At 72.8% G+C, this 24,561-nt stretch carries 22 protein-coding genes; 13 read left to right on the top strand and 9 right to left on the bottom strand.

Annotation, left to right across the window (positions count from 1 at the left end; genetic code table 11):
* Positions 1-4: 4 nt before the first annotated feature.
* The 3 genes from DEJ25_RS04925 to DEJ25_RS04915 are packed head-to-tail and all read left to right on the top strand — an operon-like array spanning position 5 to position 1,908.
* The gene (locus tag DEJ25_RS04925) at positions 5-457 is read left to right on the top strand and encodes a MarR family winged helix-turn-helix transcriptional regulator (RefSeq protein ID WP_258366419.1); all 453 of its coding nucleotides are present in this window, start codon (positions 5-7) and stop codon (positions 455-457) included.
* A gap of 31 nt (positions 458-488) precedes the next feature.
* The gene (locus DEJ25_RS04920) at positions 489-911 is read left to right on the top strand and encodes an organic hydroperoxide resistance protein (RefSeq protein WP_111043968.1); all 423 of its coding nucleotides are present in this window, start codon (positions 489-491) and stop codon (positions 909-911) included.
* A 22-nt stretch (positions 912-933) separates the two neighbouring features.
* Complete coding sequence (locus DEJ25_RS04915) at positions 934-1,908, top strand: zinc-binding dehydrogenase (protein WP_110904901.1); 975 nt, start codon at positions 934-936, stop codon at positions 1,906-1,908.
* Positions 1,909-1,983: 75 nt separating this feature from the next.
* Here DEJ25_RS04915 and DEJ25_RS04910 read toward each other — a convergent pair whose 3' ends face one another.
* Positions 1,984-3,444, bottom strand: coding sequence for a sugar porter family MFS transporter (locus DEJ25_RS04910; protein WP_110904216.1), 1,461 nt, complete (start codon positions 3,442-3,444; stop codon positions 1,984-1,986).
* A 295-nt stretch (positions 3,445-3,739) separates the two neighbouring features.
* Here DEJ25_RS04910 and DEJ25_RS04905 point away from each other — a divergent pair, with 295 nt between their 5' ends.
* Positions 3,740-4,678 (top strand): LysM domain-containing protein, encoded by a 939-nt coding sequence (locus DEJ25_RS04905; protein WP_111043967.1) that lies wholly within the window; start codon positions 3,740-3,742, stop codon positions 4,676-4,678.
* Positions 4,679-4,691: 13 nt separating this feature from the next.
* Here the strand turns inward: DEJ25_RS04905 and DEJ25_RS04900 are convergent, their stop codons facing one another.
* The 6 genes from DEJ25_RS04900 to DEJ25_RS04875 all read right to left on the bottom strand — a co-directional run bounded on the left by DEJ25_RS04900 (position 4,692) and on the right by DEJ25_RS04875 (position 12,710).
* The gene (locus tag DEJ25_RS04900) at positions 4,692-5,324 is read right to left on the bottom strand and encodes a collagen-like protein (protein WP_146240618.1); all 633 of its coding nucleotides are present in this window, start codon (positions 5,322-5,324) and stop codon (positions 4,692-4,694) included.
* A gap of 182 nt (positions 5,325-5,506) precedes the next feature.
* Positions 5,507-6,406 carry an NmrA family NAD(P)-binding protein gene (locus DEJ25_RS04895; RefSeq protein ID WP_111043966.1) on the bottom strand — a complete coding sequence of 300 codons (900 nt, stop codon included), beginning with the start codon at positions 6,404-6,406 and terminating at the stop codon, positions 5,507-5,509.
* 73 nt (positions 6,407-6,479) lie between these two features.
* The gene (locus tag DEJ25_RS04890) at positions 6,480-7,844 is read right to left on the bottom strand and encodes a hypothetical protein (protein ID WP_220033167.1); all 1,365 of its coding nucleotides are present in this window, start codon (positions 7,842-7,844) and stop codon (positions 6,480-6,482) included.
* An 89-nt stretch (positions 7,845-7,933) separates the two neighbouring features.
* Complete coding sequence (locus tag DEJ25_RS04885) at positions 7,934-8,899, bottom strand: NAD(P)-dependent oxidoreductase (RefSeq protein WP_111043965.1); 966 nt, start codon at positions 8,897-8,899, stop codon at positions 7,934-7,936.
* Positions 8,896-11,640, bottom strand: coding sequence for an alpha/beta fold hydrolase (locus tag DEJ25_RS04880; protein WP_258366418.1), 2,745 nt, complete (start codon positions 11,638-11,640; stop codon positions 8,896-8,898). Before DEJ25_RS04880 ends, DEJ25_RS04885 begins: the two co-directional genes overlap by 4 nt.
* Positions 11,637-12,710, bottom strand: coding sequence for a 3-oxoacyl-ACP synthase III (locus DEJ25_RS04875; RefSeq protein WP_110904227.1), 1,074 nt, complete (start codon positions 12,708-12,710; stop codon positions 11,637-11,639). Before DEJ25_RS04875 ends, DEJ25_RS04880 begins: the two co-directional genes overlap by 4 nt.
* Before the next feature lie 139 nt (positions 12,711-12,849).
* Between DEJ25_RS04875 and DEJ25_RS04870 the strand changes: the two genes are divergently transcribed.
* Complete coding sequence (locus DEJ25_RS04870; protein ID WP_110904226.1) at positions 12,850-13,506, top strand: cyclopropane-fatty-acyl-phospholipid synthase family protein; 657 nt, start codon at positions 12,850-12,852, stop codon at positions 13,504-13,506.
* Positions 13,507-13,578: 72 nt separating this feature from the next.
* On the opposite strand, the gene pgi is transcribed toward DEJ25_RS04870, so the two are convergent.
* Positions 13,579-15,300, bottom strand: a complete 1,722-nt coding sequence (gene pgi, locus DEJ25_RS04865; protein ID WP_110904212.1) for a glucose-6-phosphate isomerase — start codon at positions 15,298-15,300, stop codon at positions 13,579-13,581.
* A 265-nt stretch (positions 15,301-15,565) separates the two neighbouring features.
* Here pgi and DEJ25_RS04860 point away from each other — a divergent pair, with 265 nt between their 5' ends.
* From DEJ25_RS04860 to DEJ25_RS04825, 8 genes are all read left to right on the top strand, one after another.
* A complete protein-coding gene (locus DEJ25_RS04860) occupies positions 15,566-16,111 on the top strand; it encodes an RNA polymerase sigma factor (RefSeq protein WP_111043964.1) in 546 nt (181 codons plus the stop codon).
* Positions 16,101-17,327, top strand: a complete 1,227-nt coding sequence (locus DEJ25_RS04855) for a hypothetical protein (protein ID WP_146240617.1) — start codon at positions 16,101-16,103, stop codon at positions 17,325-17,327. Before DEJ25_RS04860 ends, DEJ25_RS04855 begins: the two co-directional genes overlap by 11 nt.
* Before the next feature lie 88 nt (positions 17,328-17,415).
* Entirely contained in the window at positions 17,416-18,498 is a 1,083-nt protein-coding gene (locus DEJ25_RS04850; RefSeq protein ID WP_111043962.1) for an NADH:flavin oxidoreductase/NADH oxidase, read from the top strand.
* Positions 18,499-18,641: 143 nt separating this feature from the next.
* A complete protein-coding gene (locus DEJ25_RS04845) occupies positions 18,642-19,940 on the top strand; it encodes a sensor histidine kinase (RefSeq protein WP_146240616.1) in 1,299 nt (432 codons plus the stop codon).
* Positions 19,922-20,635 (top strand): response regulator transcription factor, encoded by a 714-nt coding sequence (locus DEJ25_RS04840; RefSeq protein ID WP_111043960.1) that lies wholly within the window; start codon positions 19,922-19,924, stop codon positions 20,633-20,635. The genes DEJ25_RS04845 and DEJ25_RS04840 overlap by 19 nt, the downstream gene beginning before the upstream one ends.
* A 210-nt stretch (positions 20,636-20,845) precedes the next feature.
* Positions 20,846-21,727, top strand: a complete 882-nt coding sequence (locus DEJ25_RS04835) for an ABC transporter ATP-binding protein (RefSeq protein ID WP_111044089.1) — start codon at positions 20,846-20,848, stop codon at positions 21,725-21,727.
* Positions 21,724-22,809, top strand: coding sequence for an ABC transporter permease (locus DEJ25_RS04830; protein WP_111043959.1), 1,086 nt, complete (start codon positions 21,724-21,726; stop codon positions 22,807-22,809). The genes DEJ25_RS04835 and DEJ25_RS04830 overlap by 4 nt, the downstream gene beginning before the upstream one ends.
* Positions 22,810-22,913: 104 nt before the next feature.
* Positions 22,914-23,891 carry an AraC family transcriptional regulator gene (locus DEJ25_RS04825; RefSeq protein ID WP_181421613.1) on the top strand — a complete coding sequence of 326 codons (978 nt, stop codon included), beginning with the start codon at positions 22,914-22,916 and terminating at the stop codon, positions 23,889-23,891.
* 70 nt (positions 23,892-23,961) lie between these two features.
* On the opposite strand, the gene DEJ25_RS04820 is transcribed toward DEJ25_RS04825, so the two are convergent.
* A complete protein-coding gene (locus DEJ25_RS04820) occupies positions 23,962-24,561 on the bottom strand; it encodes a TetR/AcrR family transcriptional regulator (protein WP_110904204.1) in 600 nt (199 codons plus the stop codon).

Genomic DNA, 24,561 nt, shown 5'->3' with positions numbered 1-24,561 from the left:
GGACATGTCGGTGACCGACGAGATGGTGTGCTTCTCCCTCTACGCAGCGACCCGGGCGACGACCCAGGCGTACCGCACGCTGCTCGAGCCGTGGGGCCTCACCTACCCGCAGTACCTGGTCCTCGTGACCCTGTGGGTCGAGGGTGACCAGACGGTCTCGAGCCTGGGCGACCACCTGCAGCTCGACTCCGGCACGCTCTCCCCGCTCCTCAAGCGGATGGAGCAGGCCGACCTGGTCCATCGTGAACGCCGCAGCACCGACGAGCGAGTCGTGACCGTCACGCCCGGGGAGCGCGGGCTCGCCCTGCGCACCGAACTCGCCCACGTGCCGGCGCGCATCGCCGCCGGCACCGGCCTCGCCGACGAGCAGTCGGCCACCGAACTCATCGCGACCCTGCACCGCCTCACCGAGACGATGCACCGAGCGGCGGCAGCGCCCGCCCCGGTCGCGGACTGACCAGACAGACCCACGAAGGAAGGAACCCCACATGGACGTCCTCTACACCGCAGAAGCCCTCTCCACCGGAGAAGGCCGCAACGGCAAGGTCCAGATCAGCAACAGCACGCTCGAGCTGGACATGGCCGTCCCCGAGGAGATGGGCGGCTCCGGCGCCGGCGCCAACCCCGAGCAGCTCTTCGCCGCCGGGTACGCCGCGTGCTTCCACTCCGCGCTGCAGGGCGTGGCCCGTGCGCAGAAGGTCAAGGTCACGGACTCCTCCGTCGGCGGTCGCGTCCAGATCGGCCCGAACGGCCAGGGCGGCTTCCAGCTCGCCGTCATGCTCGAGGTCGTCATCCCGGGCATGGACCACGACCAGGCCCAGGCCCTTGCGGACGCCGCACACCAGGTGTGCCCGTACTCGAACGCGACGCGCGGCAACATCGACGTCACGATCACCGTCTCGGAGGACTGAACCGATGGCAGACCAGAACACGATGCGCGCCGTCGTCCACCCGGAGTTCGGCGAGCCCGCCGACGTCCTGACCGTCGAGCAGCGTCCCGTCCCCACCCCGGGCGTCGGCCAGGTCCTGGTCCGGACCGTGCTCTCCCCGATCCACAACCACGACCTGTGGACGATCCGCGGCACCTACGGCTTCAAGCCCGACCTGCCCGCCCAGTCCGGCACCGAGGCGCTCGGCGTCGTCGAGTCCCTGGGCGAGGGCGTCACGAACCTGACCGTCGGCCAGCGGGTCGCCGGTGGCACGTTCGGTGTCTGGGCGGAGTACTACGTCGCCGACGCGGCCGGGCTCATCCCGGTGCCGGACGCGATGCCCGACGAGTCCGCCGCCCAGCTCGTCTCGATGCCGTTCAGCGCGATCAGCCTGCTGCACTCGCTCGACCTGCACGAGGGTGACTGGCTCATCCAGAACGCGGCGAACGGTGCCGTCGGCCGCATGGTCGCGCAGCTCGGTGCCGCGCGCGGCATCAACGTCATCGGCCTGGTGCGTCGCGCCGCCGGTGTCGACGAGCTCCGCGAGCAGGGCATCGAGCGCATCGTCGCCACCGACGCGGACGACTGGCGCGACCAGGTGACCGCCATCACCGGCGGTGCCCCGGTCCTCGCCGGCGTCGAGTCGGTCGGCGGGACGGCCGCGGGCGACATCGCCTCGGTCCTCGGCGACGAGGCCACCCTCGTCGTCTTCGGCGCGATGGCCTCCCCCACGCTCGAGATCCCGTCCGGCAAGGTCATCTTCGGCCAGCTCACCGTGAAGGGCTTCTGGGGCAGCGTCGTCAGCCGCACGATGCCGTCCGACACGAAGCAGCAGCTGTTCGGCGAACTCATCACGCGCGTGCTCGACGGGTCGCTGACGCTGCCCGTGTCCGAGACCTTCGCGTTCGAGGACGCTCGCGACGCCGCCCGCGCGAGCGACACCGCGGGCCGGGTCGGCAAGGTGCTCCTGCGCCCGTAGGACGCGACCCCACGACGGACGGGAGGCCCGGTACCAGCTGGTACCGGGCCTCCCGTCCGTCGTGGGGTCGCGACGTCAGTGCGTGCGGCGACCGACCTTGTCGACGGTGAAGATGTTGCCGGTCGTGACGCCTTCTTCGACCTCTTCGAGGGTGCGACCGCGGCTCTCCGGCACGAACTTCCAGATGAACAGCAGCGCCAGCAGACCGACGATGCCGAAGCCGAAGAACGTGCCGGTGATACCGGTCGCGGCGACGATCGACGGGAAGTACAGCCCGAGGAAGGCGTTCGCGATCCACAGGCAGAACACCGAGATGCCCATGCCGAGCGCGCGGATCTGCGTCGGGAAGATCTCGGACAGCACGACCCAGACGGCGATGTTGAGGAACGTCTGCATCGATCCGACGAACGCGACGACGAGGAACAGGATCACCCAGGGGCGGGCGGGGTTGCCGTCGGGCAGGGCGACGGAGGCGATGCCGATGAGGAAGTGGCAGAGCGTCGTCAACGAGAACCCGATGATCAGCGTCGTGCGGCGGTTGATCCGCTCCATGTTCATGATCGCGATGACGCCACCGATCACGGCGATGACCCCGGGTGCGATGTTGGCGATGAGGGCCGCGGAGGCCTGGAAGCCCGACTCGATGAGGACGGTCTGGCCGTAGTACATGATCGAGTTGATGCCGGTGAGCTGCTGCGCGACGCCGAGGCCGGCACCGATGAGCACGATCCGGATCAGCCACTTGTTGCCGAGCAGGGTGTGCCAGCCGCTCTGGCGCTGGACCTGCGCCTCGATCTCGTTGCTCCGCTTGATGTCCTGGATCTCGGCCTCGGCCCGCTCGTCGGAGCGGATCTGCCGCAGGACGTCGAGCGCCTCGTCGTTGCGGCCCTTCGACGCCAGCCAGCGCGGCGACTCCGGGACCCGGAGCATGCCGACGAACAGGGCGATGGCGGGCAGGGCGCACACGGCGAGCATGATCCGCCAGACACCGTTGCCTTCTCCCCAGAGGCTGCCGATGAGCGCGTTCACCAGGAAGGCGGCGAGCTGCCCGATCACGATCATGAGTTCGTTCCGCCCGGACAGCGACCCACGGATCTCGTACGGGGCCAGTTCGGCGAGGAACACCGGGACGACCGTCGACGCCCCGCCGACCGCCAGGCCGAGGAGCACGCGGCCGACCACGATCACGCCGAACGTCGGGGCGAAGACGCACGCGAGCGTCCCGACGAAGAACGTCACCGCGAGCACCAGGATCGTCTTCCGGCGACCCCAGCCGTCGGCGATGCGTCCGCCGAGCATGGCACCGATGGCCGCACCGAACAGCAGGGAGCTGGTCACGACGCCCTCGGTGAAGTTCGTCAGACCGAGCTCCTGCTTCATCGGGAGCAGAGCGCCGTTGATCACGCCGGTGTCGTAGCCGAAGAGCAGCCCGCCGAAGGTGGCGACCAGCGCCAGCAGCCCGAGGCGGCGGCGGTGCGGGCCGGTGCCGACCGGGGGCAAGGTCACAGTCGGTGCTGCCGGTTTGATGTCGACCATGTCGGTGACTCCTTCGTCCGTGATCGCGCGTCGTCGCGTGGAAGTGATCGTGACCCAGAAACTTTGTCCTGTCAACCGGACAACCGGTTGTTTCACGACTTGGACCGGTCCATGAAAGCCCTGGTCAGTGTCGGAGCGGTCCATCACGCGTTCGGAGAGCGTCTCCGCTCGCGAGGTGGACCATGTCTGATCTTCCCACCCCGCTGGTGACGTCGCCGCCGGTAGGCTCTCCGGGTCAGAAGACGACGATCCATCACGCACGACACGGATCACAGGGGACGAGCGCAGGGGGACCATGCACCACGGGAACGGACTCCAGGGGAACAGCCGCAGACTGACGGCAGCACTCGTGCTCGCCGTCGTGGTCACGACCGCCGCGGCCAGCTGCTCGCTGCTCCGCGGGTCGGACGAGTTCCCCGCGCCGCAGCGGAGTTCCGCCAGCGCCGCTCCGCGCACACCCCAGGCCGACCCGAGCGCGAGCGCCGAGGCCCGCCGCATCTCCGAGTCCGCCTCTCCGCGAACACCGACGGCCGTCCCGACCGAGGCCGCAGCGCCGGACCCCACCGTCTCGCCGATCCCGGTCGGCAGCGTCCTCAGCGAGGCCGACGTCGTCTCACCGAAGGGGAGCGTCCGGTTCCACTACCGCGTCGTCGTCGGCGCGGACGGCACCCCCACCGCGCAGTGGACCGGTTTCGCCTCGACCCTGCCGGTCCCCGTCGCGACCACGTTCCTCGAGACGCCGCCGTCGGTCGGCGACGGGATCACCTGGCACGGCGTCGGCGACACCACCCTCGGCGGCGGCCCCGGCGCAGCGGCAGCACCCGCCTCGACGGCGCTCGACCCCGGCCGCGCAGACCCGTCCTGGCTCGGCACGATCGTCGTCTACTCGGCGGCGGCCTCGGCCAGCCCGGACCTCCCCGTCGAGATCGGGCCCGGCAAGGTGCTCGCCGTGCAGCCCGTCCGGTGGTCGGTACCGGCGCGCACCACGAACGTGCACCCGGTCGACGGCGGAGCCCGGCCGAACGCCACCGGCAAGTCGAGCAGCGAGGGCTCGCCCGACGGCGCCCCGACCGCCTACCGGATCGCGTCGGAGGACCTCATCGGCGCCGTGGCGAGCCGTTTCGGACTCTCGGTGAAGGACCTGGTCTGGCTGAACCCGGACGTCACGGTCTACGGCGACCAGCAGTACCTCTACGAGGACACCGTGCTCAACCTGGACCCGTTCCGACGCTGAGGCCGAGCGGACGTCAGCGTCCGGTCGTGTCGTCTCGCCCGGCCGACCCGTCGTGCCCCGCCGACCCGTCGTGCCCGACCGACCCGTCGTGCCCCGCCGACCCGTCGTGCCCCGCCGACCCGTCGTGCCCGACCGGTCCGTCGTGCCCGACCGGTCCGTGGTGCCCGACCGGTCCGGCGTCGAGGACGTCGCCGAGGGCCGACATGCCGGCGCCGTGGTCCGTGTAGCGGCGGACCGTCCGTCGCGCCGCAGCGCGTGCCGCACCGGTCAGCCGCTCGTTGCGTCGCGCGGCGTCGGCGACCCGGCCGGCGTGCCCCGCGGTGGAGAGCAGCACGTTCGCGAAGGCCCGGGCGTCCCCCTGCTCCGGGATGCCGGTCACCGTCCACGCACTCCGGACCTGTGCGTCCGGCGTGACCCCGCGACGGGTGCCCATCCGACGCCAGTCCGAGAGTGCGCCCTCGGTGCGGTCGGCGGCGCGGCCGGACTCCGCGGCGCGCTCGGCGTCCGCGGACCGACGACGCTCGGGTGCCGGCGCAGCCGAGGCCGCCTCGGCGCGGTCACGCGCGGCGGTGTCGTCCCCGCCCACGGCGGCGATGCGGGCGGCGTGGGCCGCTGCTGCGGCCGCGAGGATCTCGGAACGGTCCATGCGACGACGGTACCCCGGACGACCGACGTGGTGCGGGCCTCCCGGCCGTGGGACACCCGGACAGGAGACGCCGCCACGAGACGCCGCCACGACGTCGAGACGCCGCCGTTCCCAGCGGCGTCTCGACGACACGGCGGCGTCTCGACAGCCCGGCGGCGTCTCGGCGACCCCGGACCTCGCGGTCAGACCCCGAGGTGCGCCGCCAGCACGTCCCGCACCGACGTGTAGTCGTGGGGGCCGTAGCGGTCGTTGCGCACGTGCCGCAGCTCGGCTTCGCCGCTGAACATGCTCACGAAGTACTGCATCCCCTGCCATGCAGGGAACGTCTCGTCCTCGGTCGAGGACAGTCGCCGTCCGGTGCGGGCCATCGCGGACAGGAGGCCCGTGGTCCCGGCCCACTGCAGCCGGAACGTCCGTCCGGTGAGCCGGGACAGCGTGTCCGCCAGTTCCCTGGAGGTCACCCGGTCCCCCGCCACCTCGACGACCCGCGGGGCGTCATCGTCGAGCGCCGCCCGCGCGGTGACCCACGCGACGTCGTCCTTCGTCGTGAAGTCGAGCACCTGGTCCGGCGAGGACCAGAACAGCACGCGCTGCCGGTCGAACAGCACCAGCGGCGCCTGCCCCGTGAGCATGTCGGCGAAGGCACCGTTGAGCACCGACGTCGCACGGATCGACGCGGCGTCGACGTCAGCGGCGAACTCACGGCGGAGCTCGAAGTTGCGGTTGGTCCCCGGGGTGACCGAGCGGTAGTCGGCCGCGTAGTCGGACGGCACGAACCGCTGCACACCGGCGTCGACCGCGGCTGCGAGCAGGGCGCGCTGGGCGTCGACGATGACCGAGCGGGTGCCGCTGACGGCCGAGACCACGACCTCGACGCCCTCGAGCGCCCGGAGCAGTGCGGCCCGGTCGGTGTAGTCGGCGACGACGACCTCGACCCGGTCCTGGTCGGCGAACTGCTCGGCCGCGCGGTTCGATCCCCCGCGCGTCAGGACCCGCACGTGCGTGTCGAGGAGCAGGAGTTCGCGGACGATGCGCGAACCGAGGTCACCGGTCGCGCCGGCGACGAGCACAGAGGTGGTCATGCCGTCAACGCTACGGGTGACGATCGCCGACCGCTCAGGTCCTGCCCACCCGGACGCTCGGCGGGCAGCGCGGTCACCACCCGGTGTCGAGCGTGTGCTGCACCAGGAGTGCGGCCAGCACCTGGACCGCCAGACCCACTCGACGCCAGCGGGCAGGCAGCAGCGCGGTACCGACGAGGACCCAGGGTGCGAAGGGCAACCAGATGCGCTCGACCTCGGCCTTGCTCATCCCGGACGCGTCGGCGAGGAACACCATCGCGATCCCGGCGAGCGACAGCAGGACGGGCACGACGACCGGTCTCGGCAGGCGGGACCATGCCCTGATCCCGCCCGCGGCTCCGCGCACCGTCCGGGCGGTCACCGCGACGGTCTGCGCCACGGCCGCACCGGCCAGGGGCCCGGCGCTGAATCCGAACGCGCCCAGGTTGCCCCAGGCCCAGTACGTGATCGGCCGGTTGTGCGCCACGCCGGCGTAGTAGCGCACACGGAGGACCGGGTACGCCTGCCACCACGCGAAGCCCCAGAGGGCGAAGCCCCCGACGACGGCGACCGCACCCCCGACCGCCCAGACGAACGGTCGCCAGTTGCGGGCGGCGAGCAGCACCGCGACGGCGAGGACCCCGAGCAACGGCAGGCCGTAGGACATCATCACGGCGTACCCGAACAGCAGTCCGGCGCCGATCCCCCACCCCGCGGTCGCGGTCCGGGTCCTGCTCGACGCCGCCACGGCCAGCAGGCACGCGGCCCATGCCCCGACGGCGGCGAACACCGCGTCCGCGGACACCGCCGACCACACCGCCGCGGGCCCGAGCACCAGGAAGGGCGCTGCCCGGCGAGCCGCGGATCCGGCACCGAGCAGGCGGAGGGTGAGCAGCACGGCGACCGGCGTCGTCGCCGCGACGAGCAGCGTGACCCACCCGGCAGCGAGACCCGTGGTGACGCCGATCCGGACGAGGACCACGTAGAACAGGAGTGCGCCCGGCGGGTGTCCGGCGATGTGCACCGGCCACTTGCCCGGGCCGCCGACGATCCGCGGGATGTAACCGTCGAGCGTCTCGGCGAACGGCCGACCGGCGACGTCGCGAGCGGTGTCCATGTACTCGTAGCCGGTGTCCAGGATGCGCCCGACGCCGTCGGTGCCGTCCACCAGCGCCAGGGCGGCGAACCACGCCACGGTGACGGCGTACCCGAGGAGCAGCAGCCGCGGCCAGCGCAGCCGTGCTGTCAGTCGGGGCGCGGCGACGACCGCGAGCAGCGCCAGCAGTACGGCCGGGACCGTCCCGGGACCGATGCGCGGCTCCCACGAGGCGTGCAGTGGCGGGAAGTACCGGACGTGCACGTCCCACCCGGTCAGACCGGGGACGAGCACCGCGGCGGTCATCACGACGAGCGCGACGGCCAGGCCGATGGTCGCGGGCAGGCTCCGGAGGTCGCGCACCCCGGGAACGGTACCCGTGTCACGCCACCGGCGCGCGTGTGCACCGTCCCGGACGGGCCGGCACCACGGCGCGCCGCGCCCCGCCGCGGTCAGTGTGCGGCGGCGGCCAGCGCGCGCAGTCCCTCGTCGATCGACACCGACGGCGACCACCGGAGGTCCGCCCGGGTGCGGCGCTGGTCGAACCAGTGCGCCGTCGAGAGCTGTTCGGCGAGGAACCGCGTCATCGGCGGCTCGTCGGTGCCGGGGCGGACGCGCCACACGGCCTCCACGGTGGACCCGGCGAACCGGGCGAGCGCGGCGGGCACGTGTCGGCGGGGTGCGGAGACGCCGGAGGCCGTGCAGATGCCGGCGAGGAGCTCGCCGACCGGGCGGGGTTCCCCGTTCGTCACGACGTACGCCTGGCCGTGCACGTCCTCAGCGCGGTGCAGCGCGGCGACCATCGCGGTCGCGGCGTTGTCGACGTAGCAGGTGTCGATCAGGGCGGCGCCGGAGTCCAGGACCGGCAGGCGTCCGCTGCGGGCCCGGTCGACGATCCGGCCGACGAGCTGCTCGTCACCCGGCCCCCACACCAGGTGCGGGCGGACGGCGACGACCGCGAAGCCGGGGGCGTCGGCACCCAGTGCCAGGCGCTCGGCGGCGGCCTTCGTCCGGGCGTAGTCGCCACGGGCGGTCTCGGGGACGGCGGGGGTGGCGTCGTCACCGGCGATGGACGTCCCGGTGTGCGCGACGGAGGGCGACGAGACGAACACGAAGCGTGTGGCTCCGGCCTCGCGTGCTGCGGCGAGCAGGACGCGCGTCCCGTCGACGTTGATCCGCTCGAAGTCGGCGGGGTCCCCGGCGAGCGACACCTTGGCGGCGAGGTGCACGACCGCCTCGACACCCACGACCGCGGAACGGACCGCGGCCGCATCGGTCATCGTGCCGAGCGAGTCGGTGACACCCTCGACACGGGAGGGCCGGCGCTGGAACGTCCGGACCTCGTGCCCGGCGTCCCGCACGGCAGTGGCGACCGCACGACCCAGGAAGCCGCTCGCGCCGGTGACCAGGACCCTCACGGGCGGGTCATCCGTCCCCCGGAGAGCACCGACGACGCCCAGCGGGACAGTCGGGCCCGGTCGACCTTGGAGTTGTGTCGGATGTCCGTCGGCAGCACCGGGACGACGAGGACCGCCGCGACCGGCACCCCGGCCGCGGCGCGGACGCGCTCGGCGAGTGCGGGCTCCGCGAGGCCGGGACGACGAGCGGCGGGGACGGTCTCGACGACGGCGACGACCTGCTGCGTGCCGGCCGGGCCGATGCCGGCGATGCCGACACGGCCGATGCCGTCCACCCGCTCGATGCGCTGTTCGGGGCCGACCGGCGTGACGACGCCGTCCGCGGTGGTGACGACGTGCTGCATGCGACCCTCGACCCAGAGCTGGCCGGACGCGTCGAGGTGCCCGACGTCGCCCGTCCGGTGGCCGCGCGGGTCGTCGACGCCGAGACGCGAAGCCCGGTCGGCTCGCCAGAGCCGGTCGTAGTGGTCGCGCACGTGCGGGGCGACGACGACGATCTCGCCGGTGACGTCCGGCGTCTCAGTGAGTGCTCCGGTCGCGCGGCCGTCGGCGTCGAGCGAGGCGATCCGCACTCGCACCGACGCAGCCGGTCGGCCGACGCAGATGCCGACTGCCGACGTCGCGCCGTCACCGGACGCGGCCGCGCGGACACCGTCCAGGTCGACGTCCGTCATCAGCAGCCCCTCGGTCATGCCGTAGGGGGTGTGCGCACTGGCGTTCGGCATCAGCTCGGTCGCCGCGGTGAGCAGCGCTGCCGACACCGGGGCACCCGCCGACAGGAACAGCCGCACGCGACCGAGTGCCCGCCGGTCGTCGTCGGTGAGGGCCGACGCCGTCGCGACGACGTTCGCCAGGGCCGCCGGGGAGAGGAACACCACGGTGGCGTCCGCTGCGACCACCGCGTCGGCGACCGCTCGTGCGGTCAGCGTCCTGGGCGCGGTGACGTCCATGTCGGGTGCGACCGAACGGGCGCCGAGGGCCGGGCCGAGGAGTGCGAACGGTGCGAAGCCCGCCACCAGGCCGGTGCCGACGCCGACGCCGTACTGACCGGCGAGGGCGTCCCGCACCGCGCCGAGCTGGCCGTGCGTGTAGACGACGCCCTTCGCCGGTCCGGTCGACCCGGAGGTGAAGAGGACCGCTGCCGGAGCGTCGGAGACGGGCGCGGACGGCAGTGCGGCTCCGGCAGCCAGCCGTGCGGCCCCGCGGCGGGCCACGGCGGCCAGGGTGTGCTCGACCCGCAGGGCCCGGCGTGCCGGTGCGGGGAGCGCCAGGGTCGCGATCCGACGCCCGGGCCAGCCGAGAGCGCGCGCGGCTGCGAGTCCGGGCAGGGCGCCGATGATCCAGTCCGGACGGGCGCCGCGGACGGCGCGGGTCAGCCCGCCGAGGCCGAGTCCGGCGTCCGCGACGACGACGACCGCGCCGATCCGGACGCAGGCGTACAGGGCGGCGGTCAGGTCCGCGCCGGGAGTGACCAGGAGCGACACCCGGTCGCCGGGTCGGACGCCGAGGTCGACGAGCCCGGCGGCGACCTCGTCGATGCGCCGGGCGAGCAGCCGCCAGCTGATCGTCCGGGTGCCGCCGGGTGCGGCCATCTCCACCAGGGCGGGCTCGTCGCTGTCGTGGAGTCCGGTCAGGTGCGTCCAGAGCGGGTGGTGCGCGTGCTCCGCCCGGTCGGCGCTGGCGTCAGCCGTGCTGGCGACGTCGTCGGCCGGGCGGCCCGGTGCGGCCGAGGTGGGCACGACACCGTCCGGCAGGTGGTCACCGAGCCAGTCGAACACCGTCCCGGCGACGTCGGCGTCGTCCGGCAGCAGGTGTCCCGCGCCTTCGAACCGGTGCACGTCGGCCTGCGGCAGCCGTGCGGCGAGGTCGTCGAGGTAGCGCTCGAGGAACACCGGGTCGCGCGGGCCCCAGAGGAGCAGGGCGGGGACGTCCAGCGCCGCGACGCCCGCCGCGATCCGGTCGAGCTCGCGAGCGCTCGGGTGGGTGGCGTCGACGGGGATGTCCGCGACGAAGCCGCCGACGGCGCCCCGCCGTGCGGCACCGCGGTACGGCGCACGGTAGGCGTCGGCGGTCGCTCGGTCGAGCCGCGGGTGCGCGATCGCCAGGGTGGTCTCGATGAACGCTGGCGTGACGACGGTGGCCCGGCCGAGCAGCTCGGGACGGAGCGCCAGGCGGAGCGGCGCCGGGATCGGCGCGTCCTCCGGCTGGTGCACGGCGGTGTTGCAGGTCGTCACCGCGACGACGAGGTCCGGGTGGTCCACGGCCCAGCCGAGGGAGACGACGCCGCCCCAGTCGTGGCCGAGCGTGACGACGGGACCCGCGAGCCCGAGTTCGTCGGTCAGGGCGCCGAGTTCGGCGACCCGGTCCGCCAGGCGGTGGTCGACACCCGTGCGCTCCGAGAAGCCCATGCCGAGCTGGTCGACGGCGACGACGCGCCAGACCGGACCGCCGGCAGCGGCGACCTCGAGGGACCGCGCGACGACCGAGCGCCACAGGTAGGACCAGGTCGGGTTGCCGTGCACGCAGAGCAGCGTGCCGACGGGCTCGACGCCGAGCTCCGCCAGGGACGCGGCCGTGTCGAGGAGGTGCCAGGTCCGCGCCGGGCGGGCCGGGCCTCCCGAGCGGTCAGGAGTCGCGGGGACCGTGACGAGGCGGGACCAGGCCGGGTCGAGTCCGGGCAGGGGCGGCGGGAGCGTCGCCGGAGCCGTGGTCGCGGCGGCGCGCGGCAACCGCGGTGTCACCAGCGCAGTTCCATCATCGCCGTGTTGATGCCGGAGCCGACACCGCCGAGGAACACGCGGTCTCCGGGGCGGATGGAGCCACGGGTGACCTCGTCCGCGAGGGTGATCGGGATCGACGCCGGGCCGACGTTGCCGAAGCGCTCGTAGGTGGTCGGGACCTTGTCACGCTCGACACCGATGGCCTGGACGAAGGCGTTCGTGTGCACGTCCGAGACCTGGTGCAGGACGTAGCGGTCCATGTCGGCCCAGTCGAAGTGGGCACGGGCCTCGTTCCAGGCGGCGACGACGAGCTCCATGCCGCCCTTGAGCAGCATCTTCGCGTCCGTGAACATGCCGTCGACGCTGCCGACGCACAGGTCGTACCACTGGGTCGCCGCGCGGGTGACGCCGCCGACGATCCGGTGGCCGGCCGGGTGCAGGTCCGCCGGGCCGAGCACGGCAGCGGCAGCGCCGGAGCCGAGCGTCAGGCTGGCGAACTCGCTCATGAAGTCCTTGCGGTTCCGGCCGCCCTGGTTCAGGCGGTCGATCGTGTTCAGCTGTACCTGGTCGGCGTCCTCGCCGTCCACGATCAGCGCGTACTTGATCTGACCGGAGTCGATCATGCCGGCGGCGACGCTCATCGCGTTGACGAAGCCGAGGCAGGCGTTCGCGATGTCGAAGTTGATCGCCGACGTCGGCAGGCCGAGGCCGTGGTGCAGCCGCACGGCCACCGAGGGCTCGAGGTGCGGACGGGTCACCGACGTGTTGATGAGCAGGCCGACGTCCTCCGGCTGGATGCCCGCGGCCGCCATCGCCCGACGTCCGGCGTCGATCGCGGCGGTCTGGAAGGACTGGTCCTCGCCCCAGTTGCGGCGCTCCCGCACCCCGGCGACGCGTTCGAGCAGCCCCATCGGCAGGCGGAGCCGGCGGAGCACACCGCGGAGCTTCTCCTCGATGTCCGCGGACGTGGTCACGCGCTCGGCGACGGTGGTCTCCACGGCGAGGATCGCGGCGTTCTGGAAACGGACGGTCGCGTTGCCGGGTCGCTCCGTCTCGGCGCTCGGAGTGTCCTGCTGAGGCCGCTCGGTCATGATCGTCACTTGCACATACTTCCGTATCGATGCTGGGTCTCCGTTGCGACTGCGCCGGACGGACCCCGGGAACGTCGTCGCCGTTGCCGATCCGGCAATCGTACTGGCCGTCCCCGAGCACCGGTGCGAAGCTGCCGGGATGACCGCACGACCCGCTCCCGGCGCGGATGCCGAGGCCTTCTGGACCGCCCGTTACGGTGACGCCCCGATCTGGTCCGGGGCGCCGAACGCCTCGCTCGTCGACACGGTGGCCCCGCTCTCCCCCACTCGCTCGGATCATCCGCTCCGCGCGCTCGACCTCGGCAGCGGTGAGGGTGGCGACGCACTGTGGCTGGCGGCGCAGGGGTGGCACGTCACCGCCGTCGACATCGCCACCAACGCCCTCGCCCGCGGCCGGACCGAGGCCGAGCGCGTCGGACTGGGCGACCGGGTGACCTGGGTGCAGGCCGATCTGGCCGCCTGGGACACCGACGACCGGTTCGACCTCGTCGCGGCGTCGTTCCTGCACTCGTCGGTGTCGTTCCCGCGGAGCGCGGTGCTGCGACGGGCGACGCGGCTCGTGGCGCCGGGCGGCCATCTGGTCGTCGTCGGGCACGCGGGCTCGCCGTCGTGGGCGTCGCACGGGGAGCACGCGCACGCCGAGCCCCTGGTCGGGCCGGCGGAACAGGTCGAGCAGCTCGCGCTGGACGACCGGTGGACAATCGAGGTCGCCGAGCTCCGCACGCGGCACGTCGCCGCGCCGGACGGCAGTCCGGCGACGCTCGAGGACTCGGTGGTGCTGGTGCGGCGGCACTGACACCCCGGCTCCACACCGCGCGAGAGGCCCCGTCGCCGGAGCGACGGGGCCTCTCGTGTCAGGTGCGTCGGATCAGCCGCGCAGCTCGAGGTACTTGGCGATGAGCGCCTTCGTCGAGGAGTCCTGCGCGTCCAGGGCGTCCTGGTCACCGTCGACCGCCGGGGCGACCTGCAGCGCCAGCTGCTTGCCGAGCTCGACACCCCACTGGTCGAACGAGTCGATGCCCCAGATGGTGCCCTCTGTGAACACGATGTGCTCGTAGAGGGCGATCAGCTGGCCGAGGACGCTCGGGGTGAGCTCCGGCGCCAGGATGGACGTCGACGGCTTGTTGCCGGTGAAGGTGCGGGCCGCGACGATCATCTCGTCGGTGGTGCCCTCGGCGCGGACTTCGTCAGCGGTCTTGCCGAACGCCAGCGCCTTGGACTGCGCGAAGAAGTTCGCCAGGAACAAGGAGTGGACGTCCTGGCCGGGCTGTACGGCCTTGCCGTCGCCGGACAGGTCCTGCAGGGCGTGCGCGGGCTTGGCGACCGTGATGAAGTCGGCCGGGATCAGCCGGGTGCCCTGGTGGATGAGCTGGTAGAACGCGTGCTGGCCGTTCGTGCCGGGCTCGCCCCAGAAGACCTCTCCGGTGTCGGTGACGACGTCCGAGCCGTCCCAGCGGACGCGCTTGCCGTTCGACTCCATCGTGAGCTGCTGCAGGTAGGCCGGGAAGCGGTGCAGGTACTGCGTGTACGGCAGCACCGCGTGGCTCTGGGCGCCGAGGAAGTTCGTGTACCAGACGTTGAGCAGGCCCATCAGGACCGGGACGTTCTGCGCGAGCGGGGTGGTGCGCATGTGCTCGTCGATGGCGTGGAAACCGGCGAGGAACTGCTCCCAGTTCTCCTTGCCGATCGCGATGACGACGCTGGTGCCGATGGCGGAGTCGACCGAGTAGCGGCCGCCGACCCAGTCCCAGAAGCCGAAGGCGTTCTCCGGGTCGATGCCGAACGCGGCGACCTTGTCGAGCGCGGTGGACACGGCGACGAAGTGCTTCGCGACGGCGTCCTTCTTCTCGTCGTCGCCGGCGTCGGACAGGCCGAGTTCCGACCAGAGCCACTGGCGCGCGAGACGGGCGTTCGTCAGGGTCTCGAGGGTGCCGAAGGTCTTCGACGCGACGATGAAGAGCGTGGTCTCGGGGTCGAGGCCAGCGGTCTTCTCGTGGATGTCGGCGGGGTCGATGTTCGAGACGAAGCGCACCTCGAGCCCCTGCTGCACGTACGGCTTGAGGGCTTCGTAGACCATGACGGGGCCGAGGTCGGACCCACCGATGCCGATGTTGACGACGGTCTCGATGCGCTTGCCGGTGACGCCCGTCCAGGCGCCGGAACGGACCTGCTCGGCGAAGCCGTAGACCTTGTCGAGCGTGGCGTGCACGTCGGCGTCGACGTCCTGTCCGTCGACCGTGAGGGGTGCGGCGGGGACCAGGCCCTCGGTCGCCTTCGGCCGGCGGAGCGCGGTGTGCAGGACGGCGCGGTCCTCGGTGACGTTGATGCGCTCACCGGAGATCATCGCCTGGTAGCGCTCGGCGACGCCGGTGTCCTCGGCGACCTGCAGCAGTGCCTGCAGGACCTCTTCGGTCACCAGGCCCTTCGACAGGTCGACCGTCAGGTCCGCGGCCTGGAAGGTGTACTTCTCGGCACGACCGGGGTCGGCGTCGAACCACCCCCGGAGGTCCGGGGAGAAGCCGGCGGCGATGCCGTCGAGCTGCTTCCATCCTGCGGTCGATGTGGGGTCGACGGGTGCGGAATCGGTCACTTCGGTCCTCCTGGACGCCAGAGCTGGACGGCCCGCAGACCTGGCGCAGCATCGCGTCGCGGGCCGCGTCCGAGCGTAGTGCCGTTCCGCCGACCCCGCGCACAGGACCGCGTCGTCCGTGGGCACAGGACCGCGTCGGCCGTGGGCGCAGGAGCGCGCCAACCGTGGGCGCTGGACCGCGTCACCGCTGGAGGACGCGGATCCGCTGGACACGACTTCGTCAGGATCGCCGCTCCCTCGACATTGCTGTAGTGAAGGAGGCACCGTGGACACCGAGACCGACACCGACGCAGACGTCGCCCTCACCCGACGACTGGCGGGTGGGGACCGCGCCGCGCTGGCGGACGCGTTCGACCGGTTCGCACCGACGCTCACCCGGTACGCGTGGGCGCTGGCCGGCAGCAGGCAGGACGTCGAGGAGCTCGTCCAGGACACGTTCCTGACGCTCTGGCAGAAGGCCGACACCCTGCAGCTGTCGACCCGTGCGCTCCTCCCCTGGCTGCTGGTGGTGTGCCGGAACCACGCGCGGAACCAGGCGCGGGCGATCGCCGGACGAGCGGCCGACGAGCTGCCGGCCGAGCTCGCCGTGCCGGAGGCCGACCAGGAGGCCCGTGAGCGCCTCCGGTGGGTCCGTGACGAGATCGACGCGCTCACGCCGCTCGACCGGCGGATCTGCGAGCTGTGCCTGATCGAGGGCCACTCGTACACCGAGGCGGCCGCGATGCTCGAGCTGAGCGTCGGTGCCGTGACCCAGCGGGTGTCCCGCTCCCGAGCACGACTGAAGAAGGCGGTGACGCACGATGAACACTGAGCCCCCCACCGGAGACGACCTGCAGCGGATGCTCGTCTCGATGAAGCAGACCGTCCTCGAGCACGCCGAGGAGCGGCACCCGGAGCCGCGGCGGCATCGCAGCCGCATCGTCATCGCCACCGTCGCCCTCCTCGCCCTCGGCACGGCCGGTGGCGCCGTCGCCCTCGCCGTCGTCCCGCAGGTCCAGCAGGCCGCCCCGGCGCCGAGCCCGACCGCCGAGCCCTCGGTGCCCGCGAGCACTCCGGCGTCGGCGCCGGTCGTCGACACCCCTGCTCCGAGGCCGTCCGCATCGAGCGCCGCGGCACCGTCTCGGTACCCGGACGACTGCCGGGCGCTCTACTCGGACGCGGACCGGCAGCGGTTCTTCGGCGCGACGCCACTCGCCCAGACACCCGCGCACCCGGACGGGACGACCGTTCCGGAACCCGCGTCGACCACGTACTCCGGCGGCACCTGGACGGCCGCCACGTGGCTCGACTGTCACTGGGCGCAGCCACGCACGGACGTCGGCAGCGTCCACGTCACCATCGGCAGTGCCTCCGCCACCGCTCTCGCTGAGCGCGAAGACGGGCTCCGCGCCGCGGGCGCAGACTGCGCGCCGGGTGACGGTGGCACGGTCTGCCGGCTGCCGGATGCGGCGGACCCGGACTTCGTCGGTGCCGAGACCTCGTGGTGGGACAGCGACGGTCGGTGGATCACGATCGACCAGGTCAACTTCCCGACCTCGGGCCTGCTGCCGGCCACCATCGCCGGGCTCTCGTCCGACCGGGTCGGGCCGGGCTCCTGGGTCGTGAGCGGCGCGGGGGTCGGGCCGATCACCATCGGCAGCTCGTACCAGGACGTGGTGGACGAGGTCGAACCCGTCCTGCCGCAGACGAACGGCGACTGCCCGAACCCGAACGTGGGGTTCTTCGACTCCGGTGACCTGCACGTCATCGTCGTGCAGGCGGGCGGGAAGGTCGTCGGTGTCGACGCGAGCGGCCTGACCACCGCGGCCGGGATGGGCCGGGGGAACAGCATCGACCAGCTCCGGGCCGCGTACCCGGACCTCACCCGGACCCCGGGGTACGGCGACGACTCGTCCCCCGCGTTCGCCTACTGGAGCGTCCGTGACGGCGACCGGTCGGTGACATTCGAGATGGACGAAGGCGGGGAACTCGTGACCGGGGTGTGGGTCGGCGACGACCCGCGGCCGCCGTACGAGTACTGCGGTTGAGGCCCCGCGGCGACCTTCCCGGGCAATCGGTACGACGACAGTCGTACTGTGGACAGGCCCACGAACCGAACAACCGGGAAGGACCCGCGTGACCCACGCACTCTTCGACCCCATCACCCTCCGCGGACTCGAGATCCGGAACCGCGTCTGGATCCCGCCGATGTGCCAGTACATGGTCGAGGCGCAGGACGGCGTCCCCACCCCCTGGCACCTCGTGCACCTCGGCGGCCTGGCCCGCGGCGGTGCCGGCGCGGTGGTCGTCGAGGCCACCGGCGTCGTCCCCGAGGGCCGGATCAGCCCGCAGGACCTGGGCCTCTGGAACGACGAGCAGCGCGACGCGTTCCGCCCGATCACCGACTTCATCCACAGCCAGGGCGCCGTCGCCGGCATCCAGCTCGCGCACGCCGGCCGCAAGGCCTCCACCAGCCGCGAGTGGGGTCCCACCGCGGGTGGCGGCAACGTCGCGCCGGAGCAGGGCGGCTGGCAGCCGGTCGGCCCGTCGCCGATCGCGTTCCCGGGGCTGCACGTCCCCACCGAGCTGACCGTCGAGGGCATCGCGGAGGTGGTCCGGGCCTTCGCGGCCGCCGCCCGTCGCGCGGTCGACGCCGGCTTCGACCTGCTCGAGCTGCACGGCGCCCACGGGTACCTGCTGCACGAGTTCCTGTCGCCCCTGTCGAACGAGCGCACCGACCAGTACGGCGGCTCGCTCGAGAACCGCGCCCGTGCGCTGCTCGAGACCGTCGACGCCGTCCGGGCCGAGGTCGGCGAGGACGTCCCCCTCGTCGTCCGCCTGTCCGCGACCGACTGGGTCGAGGGCGGCTGGGACCTCGCCGAGTCCGAGCAGCTGTCCGCCTGGCTCGGCGAGCACGGCGTGGACCTGGTCTCGGTGTCGACCGGCGGCAACGTCCAGAACGCCCCGATCCCGGTCGGTCCCGGCTACCAGCTGCCGTTCGCGACCGCGATCCGGCAGGCCACGGGCGTGCCGGTCGCGGCCGTCGGGATGATCGACGACCCGTTCCAGGCCGAGCAGATCGTCGCCCTCGGGCAGGCTGACGTGGTCCTCGTCGGTCGTGGTGCCCTGCGCGACCCGAACTTCCCGATCCGTGCCGCGCAGGCGCTCCGGGTGGACCTGCCGTACAAGCCCGCACCGTACGAGCGCGCCTACCGCTGATCCCACTGCGCGGGTGACGGACGGGAGGCCCGCACCACCGCCTCCCGTCCGTCACCCTCCACAGACGGCCGTTCCCGGACCGCCGTCCACAGGTCGGGATCGCTTCGGCGGCCCGGCCGACGTGAGCCGCTACCGTGGTCTTCATGACGGGCACGGGGGTGACCGCCGGGCACGGCCCGGCGCGGGGCGAGGAGTGGTCGCGACTGCCGGTGGGGCGGCGCGAACACCGACAGGACGTGGTCCTGGCGCTCGTGCTCGCCGCCGCCCTGACCGTGTCGATGACCCTCTACGGCGCGATCGGCCTCTACGACGACCCGGCTCCCTGGTGGGTGTCGGCGCTCATGGTCGTCGCGAACGCCGGACCACTCGCGGTCCGGCGGCGCTTCCCGATGTCGGTCGCCGTGGTCGCCGCGCTGGCGTTCGCCGCGACCCAGCTCCTGCGGGTGCCCGAAGGGCTGTTCGTCAACTTCACGCTCTTCATCGCCCTGTACACGGTCGGCGCCTGGTGCTCGGACCGGGTCCGCGCCGAGGCGGTGCGGTGGGTCCTCATCCTCGGCATGTTCGCGTGGGTGTTCCTGGCGATCGTGTTCCGGTGGTCGGTGCCGAGCGCGCTGCCGGGCGACGGCGACTCGGTGATCCCGCCGTTCGTGGCGAACTCGCTGCTGTCGATCATCATCAACCTGGTGTACTTCGGCGCCGCCTGGTACTCCGGCAACCGGGCGTGGACGGCCGCGGTCGCCAAGCACGACCTCGACGAGCGCACGGTCGAACTGGCCGCCGAGCGGGAGCGGTCCGCGGCGCAGGCGGTCGCCCTCGAACGGGTCCGCATCGCCCGCGAGCTCCATGACGTCGTCGCCCACCACGTGTCCCTGATGGGCGTGCAGGCCGGCGCCGCCCGACGGGTGATCGACCGCGACCCGGTGCAGGCCGCGGCGTCCCTCGGGGTCGTCGAGGACAGCGCCCGGACCGCGGTGGAGGAACTGCGGCGGATGCTCGGCACCCTCCGGCAGACCGATGCGGACGGTCACACGCTGCCCGCCGACGCGCCGAGCACCGAGGGACTCGCGCGGCTGCCGGAACTGGCCGCGGCCGCGACGACCGCCGGACACGACACCGGCTTCAGCGTCGTCGGTGACGTCCGACCCGTTCCGCCGACCGTCGCGGCGGTCGCCTACCGGATCGCGCAGGAGGCCGTGACGAACGTCCTCAAGCACGCGGGGCACGACGCCCGCGCCGACCTGCGGCTGCGGTACCTGCCGGACGGCCTCGAGCTCGAAGTGACGGACACCGGGGCCGGGGCTCGGGCCTCCCGGTCGACCGCGGGCAGCGGACTCGGCCACGTCGGCATGCGCGAGCGCGTCGCCGCGGTCGGCGGACGGATCGAGATCGGGCCCCGTGCCCGCGGCGGCTACCTGGTGCGGGCATGGCTGCCGACGGCGTGATCCGGGTGGTCCTGGCCGACGACCAGGACCTGGTGCGGGCCGGTTTCCGGGTGATCCTGGAATCGGAACCGGGTGTGCAGGTCGTGGCCGAAGCCGCCGACGGCGCCGCAGCCGTGGCCGCCGTCGCCGCCCACCGGCCGGACGTCGTCTGCCTCGACGTGCAGATGCCCGGCGTCGACGGGCTCGAGGCCGCTCGGCGCATCACCGCCACCGACGACCCGCCGGCGGTGCTCGTGCTGACGACGTTCGACACCGACGAGTACCTGTTCGACGCCCTCGCCGCCGGGGCCAGCGGGTTCCTGCTGAAGAACGCCTCCCCCGAGAAGCTCATCGAGGCGGTGCGCACGGTCGCCGCCGGGGACGCCCTGCTCTCCCCGGACGTGACCCGACGGGTGATCAGCCGTGCGACGAGCGCGAGCGCGCCGGTGGTGGCGCCGGTGACCGCGCCCGCGACCGACGGCGTGCACGCGGGACCCGGTGCTGATCCGGTGGCCGGCCTGACCGAGCGCGAGACCGAGGTGCTCCGGCTGCTCGGGCGCGGACTGAGCAACGCCGAGATCGCCCGACTGCTCTTCGTCGGGGACGCGACCGTGAAGACCCACGTGTCGAACGTGCTGCAGAAGCTCGGCGTGCGGGACCGGATCCAGGCCGTGGTGTGGGCGTACGAGAACGGCGTGGTCCGCTCCGGCGACTGAGCCCTCCCCCGCAAGACGCAACGTCGGCGGCACGGCGCAAGGGTGTTCCGTTGCGCGGAACCGCCCACGTTGCGTCTCGCGGAAGGGACCGTCTCCCCCGCATGGCGGAGGAGCCCGGGCGACGATCCCCGTCTCGTGCCGGAGGCGCCGACCCCACCCGCCCTCGTACCGTCGGAGGCGCAGCGACGGTCGCTGCGGAAGGGACCCGCCATGCTCAGCATCGAGGGAGTGACCAAGCACTTCGGCGAGCGCCGCGTGCTCGACGACGTCGGCTTCACGGTCGGTCGGGGCCGGTTGACCGGGTTCGTCGGAGGCAACGGCGCCGGCAAGACCACCACCATGCGCATCATGCTCGGCGTGCTGGACGCCGACAGCGGCACGGTCGCCATCGACGGCGTCCCGATCGGCCCGGCCGACCGGCGTCGGTTCGGGTACATGCCCGAGGAACGCGGCCTGTACCCGAAGATGCCGGTGGCCGAGCAGGTCACGTACCTGGCGCGGCTGCACGGTGTCGACCGCCGGACCGCGACGGCGCGGACCACGGAGCTGCTCGAGCGGCTCGAACTCGGCGTACACGCCGGCGACCCGGTGGAGAAGCTCTCGCTCGGCAACCAGCAGCGCGTGCAGGTCGCTGCCGCCTTGGCCCACCGGCCCGAGGTCCTGGTGCTCGACGAGCCGTTCTCGGGCCTCGACCCGATGGCCGTCGACACGGTCCTCGGCGTCCTCCGTGAGACCGCGGCGGACGGCGTGCCGGTGCTGTTCTCCAGCCACCAGCTCGACGTGGTCGAGCGGCTCTGCGACGACGTCGTCGTGATCGCGGGCGGTCGCATCCGGGCGGCCGGGCCGCAGGACGAACTCCGACGGAAGGCGGGACCGGCGGCGTGGGAGCTCCTGGTGGCGGACGACGTCGCCTGGCTCCGCGACGAACCGGGCGTCACCATCCGGGAGTTCGACGGCGGCTACGCCCTGTTCGAAGCGGACGAGTCCGTCGCCCAGGCCGTCCTGCAGCGCGCGGTCGGCCGGGGCGCGGTGGCGTCGTTCGGTCCGCGGGTCCCCCGTCTCAGCGAGGTCTTCACGGAGGTCGTCCGATGAGCGTCGTCCAGCGCAGCACCGTCGACGCGGTCCGGCTCGTCACCGTGCGGGAGATCCAGGCCCGGCTCCGCAGCAAGGCGTTCGTCGTCTCCGCGGCGATCCTGCTCGTGATGGTCGTGGCCGGCATCGTCATCGCGGGCATCGTCGGCAAGTCAGCGGCGAACGCGACGACCCCGGTCGCCGTGGTCAGCGGTGTGAGCCTGCCGAGCTCCGACGGGCTCGACGTCACGCGGACCACTGACCGCGCATCCGCCGAGCAGCTCGTGCGCGGCGGCGAGGTGGACGCCGCGATCGTCCCCGACGGCGGACAGCTCGGCTTCCGGGTCGTCGGACTCGACAGCGCGCCGACCGACGTCGTGCAGGCGCTCAGCGTCTCCCCCGAGGTCGACCTGCTCGACCCCGGTGCGCTGCCGCCCGGGCTGGTGTCCCTGGTGGGGATCGCGTTCGGCGTGGTCTTCTTCGCCTCGGCCGTGACGTTCGGACAGTCGATCGCGCAGAGCGTGGTGGAGGAGAAGTCCACCCGGGTCGTCGAGATCCTGATGGCGGCGATCCCCGCACGGGCACTGCTCGCGGGGAAGGTGATCGGCAACAGCGCGATGGCCCTCGGACAGATCGTGGCGATCGCGATCGCCGCCGCCGTCGCACTCGCGGTGACCGGCCAGGACAACCTCTTCACGCTGCTCGGCCCGAGCGCGCTGTGGTTCGTCGGGTTCTTCGCGGTCGGGTTCGTCCTCATCGCGGCGCTGTTCGCGGCGTCGGCGGCCCTGGTGTCCCGTCAGGAGGACGTCGGCAGCGTGACCACCCCGGTGATGATGCTGCTGATGATCCCGTACTTCCTCATCGTGTTCGCCGCGGACGACCCGACGATCCTCGGCATCATGTCGTACGTGCCGTTCAGCGCCCCGATCGGCATGCCGGTCCGGATCTTCCTGGGGACGGCCGAGTGGTGGGAGCCCGTGCTCTCGCTGGTCGTCGTCGCAGCGTCCGCCCTCGTCGTGGTGCTCCTCGGTGCCCGGGTCTACGAGAACGCGCTGCTCCGCACCGGTGGCCGGGTGAAGCTGGCCGAGGCCATCCGCGGCTGACCCTGGTCACCGATGCTCCGGAGGACGCGCTCGGTCGGTCCCCCGTGGCGGTTCCCGGACACCGGACTGCCATGGGGGACGGCTGTCGTGGGATGCTTCGCGTGATGCCGATCGACGACGCGAAGCCGGTGCGTCTCGACGTGACGGGGACGGACCTCGGGGAGGCCGCGACCTTCATCGCGGACCTCTACGGCGCGGAACTCCGCGTCGAGCCCGTCGCGACCCCGTTCTCGTTCCGGTACGCGGCACTCGGCGACAGCACGATGTCGCTGCACATCGCCCAGTTCGCCGGACACGTCGACGGGGAACTGCCGCCGTCGGACGCCGTCATCGTCCAGTGGCTGCAGTCCGGGTCCTCCCGGCTCGACACCGGGGGCAGCGTCCTCGACATGGAACCGGGCGTCCCGGTGCCGCTGCTGCCCGAGCGCACGTTCTCGTTCAGCATGGAGGACTACGAGCAGCGGCTCGTGCACCTGTCCCGTGAGGTCGTCGAACGCGTCGCGGCCGAGCAGGGTGCGGACCTGACCGCCGGCCTGCGCTTCGACCACACGACACCACCGTCCGACCAGTCCGTCCGGACCTGGCACAACACGGTGTCGCTCATCTCGCACACCCTGCGTGACGGCACGCCAGGCCGTCTGCTGCACGCCGAGATGGCACGGCTGGCCGCGGCGTCCCTGCTCGAGATGTACCCGCAGCAGCGCCCGGCACGCCGGAGCCCCGAAGGCACGGCACTGTCGGTGCACGTCCGCGCAGCCGTCGAGTACGTCAACGACCACGCCCGGATGCCGATCACGACGAGCTCGCTGGCACGACACCTTGACGTGAGCCTGCGTGCACTGCAGGAGGCGTTCCAGCGGGACCTGCAAACCACGCCGAACGCCTACATCCGGCAGGTGCGCCTGGACCGGGTGCGACAGGAGCTGCTCGCCTCCGAGCCGACCGCCGTCACCGTCCGCGAAGTGGCCGCGGGGTGGGGCTTCGCGCACCTCGGTCGCTTCGCGCAGCAGTACGTGGCCGAGGTGGGCGAGACCCCGATGGCCACCCTCGAGCGCTCGGCGCGGGGTCCGGTAGCGGACTGACCCGGCCAACTCGTGGCGGCACCGGTCGACGGGAGGAGGCCGTGCCTCCCGACCGTCGGTCCGGCAGGGCTCAGATGAAGTCGGTGTGCGCGTTCGGCGCGTAGGCCGTCATCAACGTCGCCGCGGCGAGCCGGGCGGAGCGCGCCGGACGGGTCGTGCGGTGGATCGCAGCCTCGACCTTGGCGCCCTCGACGAGCAGCGACAACGCGTCGGCGACGTGCAGGGGCAGTCCTGCCCGACCGGCGAGCGCGTGCAGGTGGGCCTCGATGCCGCGCAGGTGCTCGTGAGCCAGGGCGGCGACGCGCGACTCGGAGCGCCCGAGCTCGCCGTAGCCGTTGATGAAGGCACATCCGGTCCATGACTCGTCCTCGAAGCAGGACTCGAGGTGTGCGAAGACCGTCAGGATCTCGTCCCGGGCGTCGGCAGCCCCGACGGCGGCGGCGGCGAGACCGTCGTTCCACCGCTCGTGGCGGTGCTCGAGCACGGCGACGACGACGTCGATCCGTTCCGGGAAGAGCGCACGGACCGTGGCTTGGTCTGCCCCGGCGAGCGTCGCGATGGCGGCGTGGTCGAGACCGACGGCCCCCTCGGCGGTGAAGACCCGGTCAGCGGCGTCGACGACGCGAGCACGGTCCCAGCGGTGCGGTGCCTGCTCGACGTCGACGCCCAC

The organism is Curtobacterium sp. MCPF17_011, assembly GCF_003234145.1.
Classification (GTDB): Bacteria; Actinomycetota; Actinomycetes; order Actinomycetales; family Microbacteriaceae; genus Curtobacterium.
Note: the sequence above shows the minus strand (reverse complement) of the source record. Positions and strands in the feature narration are given on the sequence as shown.